18 protein-coding genes are annotated in these 18,289 nt (G+C 36.3%); 11 read left to right on the top strand and 7 right to left on the bottom strand.

Going from position 1 to position 18,289, the window contains the following annotated elements:
- Window positions 1-108: 108 nt before the first annotated feature.
- Window positions 109-504: a DUF1398 domain-containing protein gene (locus tag OQX63_RS00840; protein WP_265849000.1), complete on the bottom strand. Its 396-nt coding sequence runs from the start codon at window positions 502-504 to the stop codon at window positions 109-111.
- 3 nt (window positions 505-507) lie between these two features.
- On the bottom strand, window positions 508-1,557 hold the full coding sequence (locus OQX63_RS00835; RefSeq protein ID WP_265848999.1) for an aldose epimerase family protein: 1,050 nt from the start codon (window positions 1,555-1,557) through the stop codon (window positions 508-510).
- 76 nt (window positions 1,558-1,633) lie between these two features.
- Between OQX63_RS00835 and OQX63_RS00830 the strand changes: the two genes are divergently transcribed.
- The 3 genes from OQX63_RS00830 to OQX63_RS00820 all read left to right on the top strand — a co-directional run bounded on the left by OQX63_RS00830 (window position 1,634) and on the right by OQX63_RS00820 (window position 5,045).
- A complete protein-coding gene (locus tag OQX63_RS00830; RefSeq protein ID WP_265848998.1) occupies window positions 1,634-2,785 on the top strand; it encodes a galactokinase in 1,152 nt (383 codons plus the stop codon).
- A gap of 77 nt (window positions 2,786-2,862) precedes the next feature.
- Window positions 2,863-3,393, top strand: coding sequence for an RNA methyltransferase (locus tag OQX63_RS00825; protein ID WP_265848997.1), 531 nt, complete (start codon window positions 2,863-2,865; stop codon window positions 3,391-3,393).
- A gap of 311 nt (window positions 3,394-3,704) precedes the next feature.
- The gene (locus OQX63_RS00820; RefSeq protein WP_265848996.1) at window positions 3,705-5,045 is read left to right on the top strand and encodes an OmpA family protein; all 1,341 of its coding nucleotides are present in this window, start codon (window positions 3,705-3,707) and stop codon (window positions 5,043-5,045) included.
- Window positions 5,046-5,189: 144 nt separating this feature from the next.
- On the opposite strand, the gene OQX63_RS00815 is transcribed toward OQX63_RS00820, so the two are convergent.
- Complete coding sequence (locus OQX63_RS00815; protein WP_265848995.1) at window positions 5,190-6,491, bottom strand: DEAD/DEAH box helicase; 1,302 nt, start codon at window positions 6,489-6,491, stop codon at window positions 5,190-5,192.
- Window positions 6,492-6,824: 333 nt separating this feature from the next.
- Between OQX63_RS00815 and OQX63_RS00810 the strand changes: the two genes are divergently transcribed.
- The 4 genes from OQX63_RS00810 (at window position 6,825) to OQX63_RS23340 (ending at window position 9,403) form a co-directional block, all read left to right on the top strand.
- On the top strand, window positions 6,825-6,986 hold the full coding sequence (locus OQX63_RS00810; protein WP_265848994.1) for a hypothetical protein: 162 nt from the start codon (window positions 6,825-6,827) through the stop codon (window positions 6,984-6,986).
- 834 nt (window positions 6,987-7,820) lie between these two features.
- Entirely contained in the window at window positions 7,821-8,837 is a 1,017-nt protein-coding gene (locus OQX63_RS00805; protein ID WP_265848993.1) for a S66 peptidase family protein, read from the top strand.
- A gap of 92 nt (window positions 8,838-8,929) precedes the next feature.
- Window positions 8,930-9,139, top strand: coding sequence for a DUF2683 family protein (locus tag OQX63_RS00800; protein ID WP_265848992.1), 210 nt, complete (start codon window positions 8,930-8,932; stop codon window positions 9,137-9,139).
- Window positions 9,140-9,220: 81 nt separating this feature from the next.
- Window positions 9,221-9,403 (top strand): Txe/YoeB family addiction module toxin, encoded by a 183-nt coding sequence (locus OQX63_RS23340; protein ID WP_323670615.1) that lies wholly within the window; start codon window positions 9,221-9,223, stop codon window positions 9,401-9,403.
- Window positions 9,404-9,493: 90 nt separating this feature from the next.
- Here the strand turns inward: OQX63_RS23340 and OQX63_RS00790 are convergent, their stop codons facing one another.
- Together OQX63_RS00790 and OQX63_RS00785 are read right to left on the bottom strand one after the other, a co-directional pair.
- Complete coding sequence (locus tag OQX63_RS00790; protein WP_265848991.1) at window positions 9,494-10,810, bottom strand: nicotinamide mononucleotide adenylyltransferase; 1,317 nt, start codon at window positions 10,808-10,810, stop codon at window positions 9,494-9,496.
- A gap of 278 nt (window positions 10,811-11,088) precedes the next feature.
- Entirely contained in the window at window positions 11,089-11,523 is a 435-nt protein-coding gene (locus OQX63_RS00785) for an Hsp20/alpha crystallin family protein (RefSeq protein WP_265848990.1), read from the bottom strand.
- Window positions 11,524-11,600: 77 nt separating this feature from the next.
- Between OQX63_RS00785 and OQX63_RS00780 the strand changes: the two genes are divergently transcribed.
- Window positions 11,601-12,086, top strand: a complete 486-nt coding sequence (locus OQX63_RS00780) for an acyl-CoA thioesterase (RefSeq protein ID WP_265848989.1) — start codon at window positions 11,601-11,603, stop codon at window positions 12,084-12,086.
- A gap of 93 nt (window positions 12,087-12,179) precedes the next feature.
- On the opposite strand, the gene OQX63_RS00775 is transcribed toward OQX63_RS00780, so the two are convergent.
- Complete coding sequence (locus OQX63_RS00775) at window positions 12,180-13,583, bottom strand: FAD-binding oxidoreductase (protein WP_265848988.1); 1,404 nt, start codon at window positions 13,581-13,583, stop codon at window positions 12,180-12,182.
- Between the two features lies 1 nt (window position 13,584).
- Window positions 13,585-13,953: a dihydroneopterin aldolase gene (folB, locus tag OQX63_RS00770; protein WP_265848987.1), complete on the bottom strand. Its 369-nt coding sequence runs from the start codon at window positions 13,951-13,953 to the stop codon at window positions 13,585-13,587.
- A gap of 114 nt (window positions 13,954-14,067) precedes the next feature.
- On the opposite strand from folB, the gene OQX63_RS00765 reads away from it, so the two are divergent.
- The 3 genes from OQX63_RS00765 to OQX63_RS00755 are packed head-to-tail and all read left to right on the top strand — an operon-like array spanning window position 14,068 to window position 18,282.
- Window positions 14,068-15,258: an acyl-CoA dehydrogenase family protein gene (locus tag OQX63_RS00765; RefSeq protein WP_265848986.1), complete on the top strand. Its 1,191-nt coding sequence runs from the start codon at window positions 14,068-14,070 to the stop codon at window positions 15,256-15,258.
- 2 nt (window positions 15,259-15,260) lie between these two features.
- Entirely contained in the window at window positions 15,261-17,915 is a 2,655-nt protein-coding gene (locus OQX63_RS00760) for a DUF3857 domain-containing protein (protein ID WP_265848985.1), read from the top strand.
- Window positions 17,902-18,282 (top strand): SRPBCC domain-containing protein, encoded by a 381-nt coding sequence (locus OQX63_RS00755; RefSeq protein ID WP_265848984.1) that lies wholly within the window; start codon window positions 17,902-17,904, stop codon window positions 18,280-18,282. Before OQX63_RS00760 ends, OQX63_RS00755 begins: the two co-directional genes overlap by 14 nt.
- Window positions 18,283-18,289 lie beyond the last annotated feature (7 nt).

Genomic DNA, 18,289 nt, shown 5'->3' with positions numbered 1-18,289 from the left:
TGACTCCACTTGAATAAATCTTTTTAAAGATCTCTCCACTACGTTGTATTTCGGTCGAGATGACGATTGTAAAGAAATAAAAAGGCCCGAAATTTCGGGCCTCCATAGTTATACTGTTCTTATCTTCTCTTTTACCAGTTCATTTCCTTCTGTATCCAGATAAGTGCAGGTCATTTCTTCCAGATCAGTTACCCATTTTTCCACTCCCGCATCTGCCGCCTGTTTACAAAAGGTAATATAATCTGTTTCACCCTGTTGATGTACTTGTAGCGCGTGTTCCAATTTTCCTGCAGATGATTCTTCATTGATAATTAAAGTAGGGTACTCATCTGGACTTACTTGCTGCGCATTATCCTCATCATCAAAATAAATAGATAAGCCATTACTTACGTAAACATCATTCCGCTTCACACCCAATTCCTTAATTTCTTTTATAAACTGCGGGAAATCTGCACCAGTTTTAATTTTTGATTCTGCTGCCAGGATGTTTTCGATAGTGAACATAATTTATTTGTTTAATGAAACTTTGTAAATGGTTGTTTGCGTGTACAAATCTTCTGGTCTTAATATGGTACTTGGAAATTCAGGGATGTTTACTGCATTAGGGTGATGCTGTGTTTCCACACAAAAAGCACCGAAGCTGCCGTAATCCCTTCCGCCTTTACCATTTTTTACTTCCAAATATTTCGCGGTATATAAATGAGCTACCGGTTCTGTAGTATAAACGCTTAAAATTAAACCGCTTTCTTCTTCAATTGTTTTGCTGGCCAGTGACAAATCGCCATAAATCTTATCTAAAACAAAAGTTTGATCATAACCTTCATCTTTATTCCAATCTTGCCCTATTGCTTTTGGTTTAGTAAAATCTAACGGTGTGCCTTCAACAGGGATTAGCTTTCCCGTTACAGAGTAATTATCGTCCTGCTCTAAATAGTGCGAGGCAAAAATCTGTTGTTTATGATTTTTGACATTTCCACCTTCGGGAGCCAGATTAAAATAACCATGGTGTGTTAAGTTTATAGCGGTAGCTTGATCTGTTTCTGCTTCATAACTTAAAATCAATTCATCATTTTCGGTGAGTTCGAAAGTTAAATCAACAATCAGGTTTCCCGGAAAATTTTCTTCTCCATCTACGCTTTCATATTGCAGAGTAACCGATGATTGCGGTCCATCCATAATTTCAACAATGTCCCAAACTTTTTTATCAAAGCCAACTAAACCACCATGCAGCGTATTCTCGCCGGCGTTTTGAGCCAACTGATAGGTTTTATCATCAATACTGAATTTCCCATTTTTTATGCGATTGGCATATCGGCCAATTATAGCTCCCAGATATGGGTATTTTGCCAAATAAGCGGGGTTTAGGTATCCGTCAAATGTATCAAAGCCGAGAACGATATCCTGTTTTTCACCTTTCGCATTCTTCACTACAAATTGGTTGATAATGGCGCCATAATTAAATATTTTGACGTAAGTACCTTTGCTGTTGGTAAGTTCGATTGCGATAACTTCTTCGCCATCAATAATTTTTCCGGTTGGTATTTGCTGAACGCTCATAAATTGTAACTTAGGGCTTTTGTTTTCAAAACAAACATACCATTATTAATGCTTTTTATAAATATATTTTAGCCCAATGAACATTAACCTACAGGAAAAATTTGCAGCGCAATACCATAAAAATGCCGAAGCTATTTATTTTACGCCTGGGCGGGTTAACCTAATTGGAGAACATATAGATTATAATGGAGGTTTGGTTATGCCCTGTGCCATCTCTTTAGGCACCTGGGTAGCCATTGCACCAAACAACGAAGGTAAATTCAGGTTTAAGAGTTTAAACTTCGATATTGAAACAGCAGTAAACAGCAACACTGTAAACGATAAGAATGGTACTATCTGGGCGAATTATCCTGTTGGGGTAATTAACGAATTTATAAAAGATGGGAAGGAAATCAATGGTTTAGATTTTCTCTTTTACGGAAACATTCCTATCGGGTCAGGACTTTCTTCTTCTGCTTCTATAGAAATCGCTACTGCTTATGCGCTGAATACCTATTTAAATCTGGGTTACGATAGATTAGCACTTGTTAAAATTGCCAAGCGTGTAGAGAATGATTTTATTGGTTTAAATTCGGGTATAATGGATCAGTTTGCGGTTACTTTCGGAGAAAAAGACAAAGCCATTGTTTTAGATTGTGAGACCTTAAAATACAAAATGGTTGATGTTGATCTGGGCAATTATGTTCTGGCCATCATTAATACCAATAAACCGCGCGAACTCGCAGATTCCAAATACAATGAACGTGTTGCAGAATGTCAGGCTGCATTAAATTTACTAAATGAAGAAATTACACTTCACTATCTTTGCGAACTTAATGCAGAAAAGTTTGCGCTACACAGCCATTTAATCAACGATGAAACCCTATTAAACAGGGCTACACATGTAGTTAAAGAGAACGACCGCGTTCATTCAGCCGCTAAAGCATTAAGTGGAGGTGATTTAACTGCTTTTGGTCGCTTAATGTATGCTTCTCATGAATCTTTACGAACATTATATGAAGTAAGCGGAAAAGAATTGGATGCTGTAGTAGATTTCTGTTCGGACTATAAACATGTAATTGGTGCCCGTATGACAGGTGCCGGATTTGGTGGCTGTGCAATAGCTTTGTTAGAGAAAGGTTATGAAGAAGATTTCGCAAAACACTTAACAGATTATTACGTAGATAAAATCGGTTATCCTACTGCAATTTACATTAGCGAGATTGGCGGTGGGCCATCCACTTTATAAATTAAAATACAGATCGATACAGTTTGAGAAATTTCCAATCGGTGTAATCCCTCAATCGGTGTAATCTTTTAAAAATAATGAGAAAATTAAAATTAGACGAGTTAAACCGTCCAGATATTGAAGCTTTCAAAACGCAGGAAAAATTACCAGTGGTAGTAGTTTTAGATAATGTGCGTAGTATGCACAATGTGGGTTCTATATTCCGTACTGCAGATGGTTTTGCACTTGAAAAAGTAATTCTATGTGGTATTACTGCGCAACCACCCCACCGCGAAATCGAGAAAACAGCTTTAGGTGCCACACAATCGGTTGATTGGATTCATTATACTGATACTTTGCAGGCAGTTGAAACGTTGCGAAACCTGGGTTATGAGATAGTAGCGATTGAGCAGGCTGAAAACAGTACCATGCTTAACACTTTCAATCCTGATTCCAATAAAAAGTACGCTTTAATATTCGGGAATGAAGTTGATGGCGTTAGTGATGAAGTAATGGCTAAAATTGACGAATGCATTGAAATTCCGCAATTTGGCACTAAACACTCTTTTAACATCGTAATTTCTGCTGGAATAGTATTTTGGGATTTCTTTGCAAAACTGAGGTTGTAATTTATTCAACTTTTTTCACAACGAAAAACAAAGAGATGTTATTGAGCAATAAGAAAAACCCAATAGACAAGTAGAATTTTAATGACTTCATAAATGACCTTTTTTAGTTTTTGTTCAGAATACTATACAAAAACTACCATAATTTCAGTTGCATAGTAACATTTTTGTGAAATTAATTTATACTCTTAATATCCTGATAACATGCTATTTGTGTAAGATATATGGTGTTTGGCAAGATTTTTTCTTAGACCATGCAAAACAGTACTGTAAAAAAACTGTTAAGACACTAATATTTAAAAAAATAGAAGAACATGAATACGAGCATTACAAAATCAACAATGTTGGTTGCATTATTAGGTTTATCATCACAATTGTTTGCCCAAGATACACCAACAACTACGAGTACCACAGGACGTTTCTCTCCTAAGGAGTTCCGTACCTGGTCGATCGGTGTACATGGAGGTTTGCTAACCCCAAGAACTATTTTTGGCAACTCTAATCACCAATTTCAAACTCCAGTAGAACACATCGGTTACGGTGGTTACATTAAAAAACAAATTCTACCTCAATTAGGCATCCAGGCAGATTTCCTGGCTGGTAAAGTTGAAGAATTAAGAATCGCAAATGGTGTTGATGCTGCCGGAAATACAACTTATGCTGCAAACACTGGTTACAAAACGAACATCCAATGGTCTGGAGCTTTATCAGCAGTTTGGAATGTTGCCAACATTAACATTAATAATGAGAATGCGGTAATTATCCCTTACTTAAAAGCCGGTGCTGGTTACATGTCATCTGGTGCTACTACTATGCCAGCTAACACACAAGATGCAGGTTATTACAGAGAAGGCTGGTTTGTACCAGTAGGTGCCGGTTTTAAATTAGGTGTTGCTAAAGGTATTAATGTAGATTTAGGTTACGATGTAAATTTTGTTAAATCTGCTAAGTTTGATGGAGTTAACAGTGGTACTAACGACAGATTTGCTTATGCGCACGCAGGTTTAGAATTTGCTTTAGGCAATAAAGAAAAACCTCAGTTACAAAACTACAGTTCATTGGCTAACTTACGTCAGCAAAGTGCTGAAGAAAGTGCTGAATTAAGAAGAGCATTATCCACTGCTGAGCAAAATGCACAACGCGATAGAGAGCAATATGCTAAAGACCTTGGTGATGACGATAATGATGGTGTAGCAAACAAATTTGATAAATGCCCTGGAACACCTTCAGGTACAGTTGTTGATGGTTCTGGTTGCCCAATCAAAGTTCAACGCGAAATCATTAAAGAAACTAAAGTAATTACTGAAGAAGACCGTAAAGTAGTTAGAGATGCAATTTCTAACTTAGAGTTTGACTTAGGTAAATCAACTATCCGTTCTAAATCATATGCAACTTTAAATCGTGTTGCTGGTTTATTGGTAGACAAAAACTTTAGCTTAAAATTAGCTGGTCACACTGATAACACTGGTGGTAGAGAGTTAAACTTACGTTTATCTAAAGACAGAGCTGAATCAGTAAAAGCTTATTTAGTATCTCAAGGTGCAAATGCATCAAGAATTGAAGCTACAGGTTACGGACCTGACCAACCAATCGCAACAAACAAAACTGCAGCTGGCCGTCAACAAAACCGTCGTGTAGAGTTTACTTTATACTAATAGCAAGTAACGGTTAACTTAAAAGCTCCTCAGATTAATTTCTGAGGAGCTTTTTCATATATTAGAAATCTTCATCCTGAACTTGTTTCAGGATCTTTATTGGCGGAATAGACCCTGAAACAAGTTCAGGGTGATGCCTCATTGTTAAGACAATCCCTTTTTATTTTTATAAGTCATTTTGGCTTTAGCGCCTGCGCTGTAGTTGTAGTTTTTTAGATTGCTGGCTTTCTTTTCGTGAAATGCAGCACCACGATCAGCAGATTCATCATCTTCTACTGCACCTTTCTTTTTCTTTGGTTTATCAGCCGCATCAACAATTTTTAAATTTTCTGGCAATTCCACTACCTCCAATTTCTGCCCAATAGCCTGCTCAATTTTTTTCACTTCAATCAATTCAATATCTGTAGAAAATGTAATGGCCACCACATCTTCATCGCCATGCTTAACAATACGCTGAATCAAGGTCTCTTTCTGTTCCGGCAATTCAAAGTGAAAAATGAAGGGAATTCCTTCAATATTAAGTTCGCCTAAATTTTCATTGGCGACAATCAAAACCCTGGCTTTTGGATTGTTTTTAAAGTCATCAATATCATCATAACCTTTATCATCAAAAAACAGCGATCGGTAAATGCTGATCTCACGTTCTTTATGCTGATTAAAGTTTTTATACACTGTTTGGGCGGTTAAACGTGTATTTACGAAAACCACAACTTTATCAAAAACTTCAGTATCGCTCAATAACAAAGTTAATAGATTTAGCTTTGTTCTGAAATTCGGTACCAGGTAGAGCATCTGTTGATAAACCTCTGCCTGCTTTTCGCCAATTTCATCAACCTCAATTGTTGTGGTAGAATCTTTCATAAAAGGCGAAATCATGTGGTTTAACTTTTCATGCATTACCTCAGTAAACACCACATGCTGAGATTTATAAGCACTATTAGCTAATTCTACAACTGGTAACTGCAAGCCCTTTTTAACGATAAGCTCTGCATTATCTACTATAAACAATTGTATTTTATTGGTGTTCAGGGCTAGCTTTAAATACAATGCCCGGGCACGATCTGGTACGGCAACAATAATATCGCATCCATCGGTAATCTCGTTCATTTGCGTCTCAATAGTACCCCTGCTGTCAATGCCTAAGATTCTGAATGTACTGTTGCGGTTCAATAGTTTAAATTGTTCCAAAACATGATCTACATGCTCAACATCCGGCACTAAAATCAATGCCCTTGGGGCTTCCTCAAAAGCGTATTTCAACTTCATTAAAGTAGCTAAAACATAAGTTGTTGTTTTTCCAGAGCCCTCCGGTCCCACCGCTATAACATCCTGACCACCTAAAATGCGCGACATTGTTCTGGTTTGGATTTCCTTTGGAGTTAAAAATCCTGCATCAGTCATGGCCGCTACAAGTGGTTTGCTAAGTTTTAATTTATCTAAAGACACGATTACTATTTTAATGTTTGAACTGCAAATATCCTTAAAATAATTATCTTTTCTAAAATTGAATTTTAAGGCATTGAATAGATATTAAATGTGTCTTGATAAGACATTCTTCTGCACCACAAGTTATTTAGAAAATATCACGACCAGGTTAACTTAAATATGAGATTTTTATATCAAAAAGATACAGGTAAAAAAAATATTGTGCTGTAAATTAATGAGTTATATTGTTTTAAAAACTAAAAACTACTAAATCTATAGATATTATATACTTATTTATATATTTGCTTAACTTTAAGCATTTGCTAAATACGATGAACAATTAAATAGTGAATTATGTCCATTTATTTTGAATATCCGGCTATTGATGAATATCCTCAACTGATTTATCCTTTACAAATAAAAGCAGAAAAATTAACAGGCACAGCGGATGAAGATAGCTTAAATAAAGAACAGTTTTTAGAACTTAAAGATTATTTATCATTAAAGCAATTGTAGCATATGGCCAGTTGACCGATGGGGAGGTTGGAGTTTCATAAACTCTTTATAATGGTTCGAATCCATTACTAGGCCACAAAGTGTATCTCATAGCACTTTACCCTGATTCTGCTCAATCAGGAAAGATTTGGTTATCTTATATTTGTTTTGTTGTTAGCAAAGGCTATCCGCGATGGGTAGCCTTTACTTTTAAAGCAACACGAGTCAGGACTATCCTGTTTCTTAACTATTTTGAAGCGCAGTTTTAGTGCTTTTAGTAAAGGTTTGGTCCTGCTGTACACTGCAATCTTTTCGGGAAGCGTCTGATAATAAATATAAGCCAAACCCAAAAGTATTTCCGTTTCCATCAGGGCTATTAAGTAGGTATAGTGATTTAAAATTTGTTTACAAACAATCAAATCATTAAACATGCCAATAACTATGGATAATTAATGGATTCTTCGCGGCGCTACCATTTACAGAATCTTAAAAAAGTCGTCATCTCTACTGTGGCGCAGCGAAATGCCTGCCCTTACGTTTAAAAGATTTTGCTTCGCAGAGCCTTCTGGTTCTCTACTGCGGTCGAAATGAAGAAACTTCGAGGCCATTTTTTGACTATCTGTCAATCATATTGATTTTTATAAATTATCCCTCAGAATGACAAAAACTTTTTTCAAAATCCCAAAAACATTTTATTTCATTTAGGGTTATTTATATAATTCACATTATACTAATCTTTTACAGATTAATTTGTTTGGTTTAAAAAAGGGATTTATGGATATAAATCCCTTTTCTTTTTATGCCATAATTTTAAATCCTATATTTAGCCATATCAATTCCATTACTCTATTTTAGATGAATAGAAAACATTTCCTTTCTTCGTTTATTGCGGCTGCTACCATGCTTCCAGCCTTTGAAACTTTAGCTATTGAAAGTGAAAGTTTGGCGTTTAAAATCCCTCCATATTTAAAACCTGGAGATACTATTGGAATTAGCAGTCCGGCGGGATACATTACCCTGGAACAAATCCAATCTTCGGTTGTACAAATGGAAAGTTGGGGTTTTAACATAAAAATTGGCGAAACCATTGGTAAGCGCGATTTTACTTATGGTGGAACGGATGAAGAAAGGCTGGCTGATTTTCAGCGAATGTTAAACGATCCGGGCATTAAAGCCATTATGTGTGCACGTGGAGGTTATGGTTTTGTCCGCATTATTGATCAGCTCGATTTTTCGGAATTTAAAAGAAACCCCAAATGGATCATAGGTTTCAGCGATATTACGGTGTTACATTGCCACCTGGCCAAAAATTTTGGTATTGCTTCTATCCATTCTAAAATGTGCAACAGTTTTCCTGATGATTGGGCCAAGGCAGAGCCCCTACAGATTGAAACGATCCTCTCGATCAAGAATGCTTTGATTGGTGAAGAAATGGGCTATAGTGCTCTGGTGAACAGCAAGAACCGTTTTGGTAAGACTGATGCTATACTTGTTGGTGGTAACCTGAGCATTATTGAAACACTTGCAGGCAGTCCATCGGATCTAGACACTAAAGATAGAATCTTATTTATAGAAGATACCGGAGAATACCTTTATAGCATTGATAGAATGTTATGGAACTTAAAACGTAGTGGTAAGCTTAAAAACCTGAAAGGATTAATTGTGGGTGGTTTTAAAGTTAAACCCGATGATGCAGGCGAAGAGTTTGGCAAGAATATTTATGATATTGTGCTCGAAAAGGTAAAAGAATATACCTACCCTGTTGCATTCGATTTTCCTGTTGGTCACCAACGCAATAATTTTGCGCTCAAATGCGGTGTGAAGCATGCTTTTATGGTAAACGAAAATGGCTCGGTATTGCGGACGTTTTAATTGCATCATCGTACTTATAAATCTGTGGCTTTTATTTTAGCGAATAATTACTGTTAAAATAATTTCGTATTTTTGATTATAAAGTATTTGTCATGACTATAATCGCACATCCTAAAAATAAAAAACAAGAGGCAGCAATAGAAGCGATTCTAAAAGCTTTAGATGTTACTTTTCAAAAAGAAGAAAAAAGTCCTTACAATCCTGAATTTGTGACTATAGTAAATCAAAGTTTAGCAGAGGTAAAGAAAGGAAATTATATAACACTTGACCCCAACAAATCAGTATGGGAGAATATAAAGTAATCATATCGTATACGGCCCAAAAACATTTGTTCACTATCCAAAAGTCAGGAGATAAATCGTCAATAAAAAAAGGTTGAAAAAATTATTGCAGAACTTCACATTCATCCTGAAATTGGCGTAGGAAATCCTGAAAGGTTAAAGTTTGAACTATCGGGTCTTTGGTCACGGCGAATCAATCAAAAAGATCGTTTAATTTATAAAATAGAGGATGAGGTTGTAACTGTGACTATTATCTCCGCTTTAGGTCATTACGGAGACAGGTAAAAACAATTAGCTGGCGAATAACCTTTCCCTAAACGGTGTCAACAATATTTAGAATATATATAGAATTGTGATTACTTGGACAATATCATCTTAAACTGTTTTCACCTCGTCCTCATTATAGTCTTTAATATCAGTAATATAACCATTAATTAGCAAGAAATCAAACAATGGTTTCGCTTCCGGTGTAATCGGCATATTCTCTGTTGTAATGACCTGATTGGTCTTTTTATCAAGAAAAGGGTAAGCAAATAACCTAACATTAGTGTTAAACATATCGTTTACGTAACTCAATAGCTGGCCAGAATAGTTTTCCCCAGTAAAGTTTTTAGCGTTGAATACGAACTTTAAATTGTTGATGTTTGTTGCTAAGCCAACACTTTTTGGCTTGCACCTGGCCAGGTATTTGGCAAGACGGTTGTGACGGGTAAAATTAGAAACAATCACAATGTTTCCGGTATCACACATTTCCTGTGCTCTTTTAGCCACTGTTTCCAAGTCAATATCATCAGGGGTTTCTTCTCCATCCGTTAAAACGTTGGTTAACAAAACCTCTATCATTACCGCTAGGTTTCCCTCTTCTACTTTATTGGTACGTTTAAACTGATCGGTAGCTTTGTTAAAAAGGTTAAAGTTAGGTAATGATTTTTGGCCATATTTGGTCCTTAAAATCATGATGTCTTTTTTATACAAAAGATCTTTAGCCTGGCGAGGATGTGCATCAGCATCGAAAATTGCAGCTGCAGAGAAATCTTTCATAATCATATACAGATTAAGTAAGATATTGTCTACGCCTGGAAATGCCGGACCTTTAACTGAAATTAAATCGATTTCTACGGACCCGATGGTTAAATTGTCAGCCAGGGATTCGACCATCATTTTAGGGTCGTGATAATAATAGAAAGCTGCATAAAGCAAGTTTACACCAATAATACCAAGCACACGCTGTTGCATATTTACATCAGTATCCAACAAACGGACATGAAAGAATATTTCGTTCGGGAAACCTCCTGGTTCGTTTTGAAACCGAATGCCAACCCAACCATGCGGTTCGTTGGTGCGTTTGTAGTTTAATGTAGTTACGGTATCAGCAAAGGCAAAAAAGGTACGGCTTTCGTATTTTTCGCCTGATAAACGCTCGTTGAGTAAGCCAAATTCGTGGTCAAGCATTTGTAAGAGGCGGTTCTGACTCACATAACGACCATTTGTTTCTGCTCCATAAATGGCATCGCTAAAAGTCATATCATAAGCCGACATGGTTTTAGCTACTGTTCCAGATGCTGCGCCAGCATTAAAAAAGTTTCGTGAAACCTCTTGTCCCGCTCCAATTTCAGCGAAAGTGCCATAAATTCTTGGGTCAAGATTTATTTTAAGTGCTTTGCGTTTAGTATCCAGAATTTCTCTTTCCATGCCGCGAAAATACAAAAAATTGAGGTTAAGCTCATTTTAAGTATGTAACTTAAAATCAGTCTAAATACTTAGATAGCGCTACGGCCTTTAGGTAGCGTCATTTCGAGTGAAGTGCAGCAGAATAGCGAAATCTAATCCCATTATTCAATTAAACAGATTTCTTCATTTCGGTCGAAATGACGACCCGTCTAAAAAAATAAGGTTAATGCTATCCGGCATTAACCTTATAAAACCTAAACTTAAACTATTATGAAAAACTTCTATTGAGAAATGTTTTATTACGAAACTACAATTTCTCTGTGCTGTAATTTAGCATCGTCTTTTTTGCTGATGTTGATCGATAAAATACCGTCTTTATATTCAGCCGTAATATTATCGCCATCGGCAGTATCTGGTAAATTAAATGATCGAGCGAATGAGCTGTAATCAAATTCTTTACGGGTAAAATCTTTAGCTACCTGGGTTTCGTCTTTTTTTACCTCTGCCCAAACAGAAAGGGTATCTTTTTTTAAATTAATCTGAAAGTCTTCTTTTTTCAAGCCCGGAGCAGCCAACTCAATTACATATGCAGCTTCATTTTCATAAATGTTCACATTTGGTGATTTATCAACCATTTTGTTTTTACTTACGGCATCGCTAAACAATGAATCAAAAACATTGTTAAAGTAAGGAGCTGTGTTGCGGGTTCTGTTGTTAAAATTTACAAGTGTCATATCGCTTATTTTTTAATTTTTCTAATTTTTAAATTGATAATTCATCGTATTCAACTTATATACCAATTCAAATATTTATGATTTTTAAGACATTTTGGCAAAATAAATCTAAATCGAAAGACAAATTGACAGAAATAAGGTCTTTTTCAGACAAATTCAACTATAAAACCAATATCCATCTGCGTTTTATTGATTTTGATATGATGGGACACGTAAACAATTCGATTTACTTTACTTACCTCGAAATTGCCAGAACTAAATATTGGGAGGAAATTATTAAATGGGATTGGAAAAAAACCGGGATTGTGATTGCACACGCAGAACTCGATTATATTTTACCGATTGTGATGAATGATAAAATTGCCATCCACGTCAAAACATCACGAATCGGTAATACGAGCTTTGATTTAGAATATCAAATCGTTAAACATAAGGGAAGCGAAGAGGTCATTTGTAGCAAAGGAAAAACAGTGTGTATAGCGATAGACTATGCCACGGGTAAACCCACTGCAATTCCTGAAGAAGAAAAACAGAAAATGTTGGGGTTTGAACAGTTAAAATAATTGAGTAGAACCCGTCATGCTGAACTTGTTTCAGCATCTTAATATACTGGTTACTATTAAGACCCTGAAACAAGTTCAGGGTGACGAATAAAATTAATCAGGCATAATCTTCCCAGGGTTTAATATCCCATTTGGATCGAAAACATTTTTAATCCCCCTCATTAAATTAAGGTGGATTTCTGAGTATTTAATCGGCATAAATTCCTTTTGAACCAGGCCAATTCCATGTTCGCCAGATAATGTCCCGCCTAAAGCGGTGGTGAGTTCAAATATTTCAGTGATACCAAATTTGAGTTTGTTGTTCCAGTCTTCATCACTCATGCCTGCTTTAATAATATTTACGTGCAGGTTTCCATCCCCTGCATGTCCGTAACAAACACTCTCAAAGCCATATCTGGTACCAATCTCTTTAATACCATTAACGAGCTTTGGTAACGCCGCCCGGGGAACAACTGTGTCTTCTTCCTTATAAACCGAGTTGGATTTGACCGATTCGGCCATTGTTCTGCGCATCCGCCACAATTCCTCTTTTTGTGCAGCAGTATCTGCAAATAAGACTTCCGTGCAGTTGTGTTCTTCTAAAACGACATTTGTTTTCTCGCAATTTTTAAAAATATCATCCAGGTCATCGCCATCAAACTCAATCATTAACAATGCCGCCACTTCATCTTTTAAATCAAATTTGATATCGTCGAATTTGATAACCCACTCCACTCCTTTCCGTTCCATAAACTCCAAGGCTGATGGGGTAACCCCTGCCCTGAAAATGGCTGAAACTGCCGCACAAGCATCTTCGTTTGTACTGAAAGAACCCATCATTAAGACCGATTGACCAGGTTTTGGCAAAAGCTTGGTTACGATTTTAGTCACAACGCCTAATGTACCTTCCGAACCGATCATCAATTGGGTTAGATTATATCCTGAAGCATATTTAAGTGTATTTGCACCCGTCCAGATGATATCACCGTTAGGTAAAACAACTTCCAGGTTTAAAATGTACTCCCGGATGGTACCATATTTTACTACTCTTGGGCCACCAGAACCGTGTGCCACGTTACCACCAATAAAACAAGATCCTTTACTGCTGGGATCAACCGGATATAGAAGACCTTTTTCTGCTACTGCATTAATGAATTCCTCCGTAATTACCCCTGGCTCAACAGTTGCCTGTAAATTTTCGGTATCAATATCAATGATGGATTTAAATTTTTCCATTGATAGGGAAACACCACCATAAATTGGCAAGGCAGCCCCACTTAAACCTGTTCCGCCTCCCCGGGGCGTAACCGGAACATGATGAGCATTGCAGATCTTTAATAAGGCTGAAACTTCTTCTGGCGTAGTGGGTTTTACCACAACTTCGGGCTGATAGCGCAAATCTTCGGTCTCATCATGACTGTAATTATCCAGACTTTCTGTATCGATAAAAACTTTATCTGCACCAATTGCTGAATTAATTTCTGCTAAAATTTCGGTATTTATACGGGTAAAATTCATTTTAATTGACTGCTGAATAACTAAGTTTAACAAATGAATGGCCTATTTGTCCGGGCATCGGCGGATTAAGCTTTTTCATACTTACATCAATCTTTTCTACAAACGGATACTTTTCCATCACTTTTAAAATGATATTATTCAAAACGGTTTCCAACAGCTTTTGGGTATTTTTCATTTCCGTTCTGATAATGCTATTAAGATCTTCATAATTAACCGTTTGCGCCAGCTCATCATCAAAACCTGCCGGCGTAAATTCGGTTGTTAGGTCTATAATAAAATGATTTCCAGTTAGTTGCTCTTCGGGGTAATAACCATGCAAAGCAAAGCATTTTACATCTTTTAAAGCTACGGTTTGTTTAAAACGGCTCATTTAATTTCTTTAAGCTGCTAAATTAAATTTTTATTCATGAATATAATGCCCATTGTCGTAAATTGTTACCTTTGAAATGAACGCTGTTCCTTAACCAGAATAACACGAAATTACATGAGCAAATCAGTAAAAAAAGACCTGTATGAGGCGCCAGACTATTATTTGTTGGATGAATTGTTAACCGATGAACACAAACTAATCCGTGCTACGGCCAGAGATTGGGTAAAAAAAGAAGTGAGCCCAATTATTGAAGATTATGCACAAAAAGCAGAATTTCCAAAACATTTGATAAAAGGGCTGGCTGATATTGGTGCTTTTGGCCCTACCATTCCGGTTGAGTATGGTGGTGCCGGGCTAGATTATACGGCTTATGGAATTTTGATGCAGGAAATAGAACGTGGTGATTCAGGCATTCGCTCTACCGCATCTGTTCAGGGCTCATTGGTAATGTACCCCATTTATGCTTACGGAACTGAAGAACAGCGCAAAAAATATCTTCCTAAATTGGCCAGTGGCGAAATGATGGGCTGTTTTGGTTTAACAGAACCAGACCATGGCTCCAATCCAGGTGGTATGGTAACCAACATTAAAGACGCTGGTAGCCATTATATTTTAAACGGAGCAAAAATGTGGATCAGCAATGCCCCCTTTGCTGATATTGCTGTGGTTTGGGCAAAAGATGAATCAGGCAAAATCAGGGGCATGGTGGTAGAACGTGGAATGGAAGGATTTTCTACTCCCGAAACTCATAACAAATGGAGCTTGCGTGCATCGGCAACCGGTGAACTGGTTTTTGATCATGTTAAGGTTCCTAAAGAAAATGTTTTTCCTGAAATCAGTGGATTAAAAGGTCCCTTAGGTTGCTTAAATCAAGCACGTTATGGCATTGCCTGGGGCGCTTTGGGTGCAGCAATGGACTGTTACGACACCGCTTTGCGCTATTCAAAAGAGCGTGTTCAATTTGGGAAACCCATCGGTGGTTTCCAGTTGCAACAAAAGAAACTGGCTGAAATGGTGACTGAAATTACCAAAGGTCAACTGTTGGTTTGGCGTTTGGGTGTACTGAAAAGCGAAAACAGGGCATCAGCAGAACAAATATCAATGGCGAAAAGGAACAGCGTAGAAATTGCCCTGGATATTGCGCGTAATGCCCGCCAGATGCTTGGTGGAATGGGAATTACAGGCGAATACTCCATCATGCGCCATATGATGAACTTAGAATCGGTGGTTACCTATGAAGGCACACATGATATACATTTATTGATTACGGGGATGGATATAACCGGATTAAACGCTTTTAAATAAATATGATAAAAAAAAATACGCTCTTAATTTGTATTATTTTAGTAATGACCAATTTGGCTTTTGCACAAAAAGGAAAGGTTGCTATAAATACGAAATTGCCTGATTGGCTACAAACAGTAAAGGTTATCAATAGTAAACCAGCTTATAAAAATATTCAGGATGGATATTATCTTTTTCTTTTTGAAAAGCAGAATAATTTAGAAACAAAAGAACAGTATTCGCATATCATAAGAGAAATCAGTAATGGTACCGGTGTTCAAAATGGTTCTGAGATATCTGTTTCTTATGATCCAAGTTACGAAAAGCTCGTATTTCATAAATTGACGATCTGGCGCGACAATAAACCAATAGATAAACTCATTTTACAGAATTTCAAAATCCTGCAAAATGAAAAAGAATTATCAAGGTTTATATACAGTGGCTTATATACAGCTTACTTAATATTGGATGACATTAGAAAGGGTGATCGGATTGAATATGCGTACACGATCCAAGGAAGTAATCCCGTGTTTCCTAAGTACTCAAACACCATTTATTTCGAGGGAAACAGTCAGATTGTTAACGTTTATAACAATATCATATTCAAACCAGGCAGAAATATCCGGACTAAGAATTTTAATAGTGTACCTCCTTTAAAAAGATCTGTGGTAAAAGGCTTAAATGTTTTTGAGTGGCAAAATTCAATGTCAAAAACCTATCCTTCCAACGATTTTGAGCCTTCTGATTTTGATCCGTTTGCAAGGGTTCAAATATCAGAATATAATAGTTGGCAAGAAGTTGTAGACTGGGGACTGAGTTTACAGCAGTTTAACGCTAAAAATTCTCCAATTATAAATGAAAAAGTAGCAGAATTAAAACTTAAAGCTAAAGGAAATAAAGAAAAGTATTTTGAGCTGGCAACGAGATTTGTGCAGGATGAAATAAGGTATATGGGCATTGAGATCGGTGAATATTCGCACCGCCCAAATAGTCCGGAAAAGATATTAAAACAGCGATATGGAGACTGCAAAGATAAATCAACTTTATTGTGTAATTTATTAAAAGCCAATGATATTAACGCATATTCCGTATTTCTTAATACTTATCTTAAGAAAGAAACAGCATCATTATTACCTAGCCCCAGCGTATTTAATCATGAGGTAGTAGTTGTAGAATTTGAGGATAGAAAAATTTACATCGATCCAACTGTTGCTAATCAGCGTGGACCTATTTTTAATAATTACTTTCCGTACAGCGCAAAAGTTTTGGTGATAAAGGATGGCAATAAAGAACTAACTGAAACTGCTCAACAGAACCTTGGTAAGCTAAAATCATTAGTAGTTTTTAATGTTGGCGACACCGCTGGTACAACCAAAACTACGCTTCGTATTACCAGTGAGTATTCGAACAATTATGCTGATAATTTTAGAGAGAACTTAAACAATGAGGGAGCAGATAATATTGAAAAATCTTATGTAAAGTATTATTCAAATCTTTATCCTGGCTTAACCATAAAAGATCCGATTGAGATCAAAGATAATGAAGCTGAAAATATAATATCTGTAACTGAAACGTATGAAATAGATAGTTTATGGACACGTAGTGAAACTGACCAATCAAAACGTTTGGCTTACTTTTACGGCGATCTGATTAATGACCAGATTATATCGATCAAGAAATTTAGAAATGCTCCGCTCTCTTTAAAATTTCCATGTACCATTGAACAGGAAGTAAGGATTATCTTGCCTGAAATCTGGAATTTCGAGAATGAAAATATAAATATCGACAATGAGAACTACAGGTTTTTATACAGTGCAAACGCAAAATTCAATACTTTAACACTAACGTATTATTACCAAAATTTCACTCCTGTTTTACAAACCAATAGCATAAATGATTATATAAAGGATAGTAAAGAAATTCTCAATACATTATCTTATGGTATTTATTGGGGTGGCGCAGCCCCTGTTGAAAATAACGGACTAAATCTCAAATTACTTGGAATCGGATTTGTGACACTTTTACTCTCCATATTTATAGCTATTTATCTTTACACCAGAAAAACTGAATTTAATCTGGATTCTATTAAAAATGCATGGAGATTGGGCGGCTGGTTAGCTATACCAGGCATCGGCATTACACTAAACCCACTGATTATACTGGTTGCGGCATTAAAGCAAAATATTTATACTGATAAGATATGGGAAGGGATCCAACTAAATGGACATTCGCTTTTACTTAATTTGTCAGTAATACTTACAGTTGTATTTAATGTGATGTTATTAGTTTTTAGCATTTTCATATTAGTATCGTTTTATAAGCGACGGGATTTTTTTCCAAAATATTACATTGCATTCCTTATTTTTTCATTCTTAATTACTTTACTGGATACTATAGCAAGTATCTACATTAATAAGCTGGTAAATAACGAAATTTTGGGAGCTTCAGAATTTTATCCTGTATTAAGAATTGGTATTTTTGCTGCTATTTGGATCACCTATTTCTTAAAATCGGAACGTGTGAAACAAACCTTTGTATTTTCTTATCCCGATTCTGACTGGAGAAAGGCAGTAATTCAGGATTTAAATGAAAAATTCAGAATTAACAATCTGGAACAAGAAGAAAATATTATTAAAAATCAAGAAACAATAGAAAAAGTAGAAAATGAAAGACTTTAAAAAATACACCTACATACCTGCCCCGACTGAAGAAGTTTATTTAGCCCTTACCAAAGCCATCAGCATGAAACTATGGACCGGTGCCGAAGTGGAGTTTGAAGAAGAACCCGGTTCGGAATTCTCTTTATGGGACGGCGATATTACGGGTAAAAACATCGAATTTACTTATGGAAAGCAGATTGTGCAGCAATGGTATTTTGGAGAAGAAAATGAACCTTCTATTGTGACGATCAAACTTCACGAAGATAGGAAAGGAACATCGCTTGAATTTCGGCAAACCAATATACCTGATGAAGACTATAAAGATTTTACAGAAGGAATTCAGGAATATTATTTAGGCGGATTAGTAGATTTCTTTGAAGAATAAACAAAGC

The organism is Pedobacter sp. PF22-3 (genome assembly GCF_026239555.1).
Taxonomy (GTDB): domain Bacteria; phylum Bacteroidota; class Bacteroidia; order Sphingobacteriales; family Sphingobacteriaceae; genus Pedobacter.
This window is presented reverse-complemented; position numbering and strand designations above follow the sequence as displayed.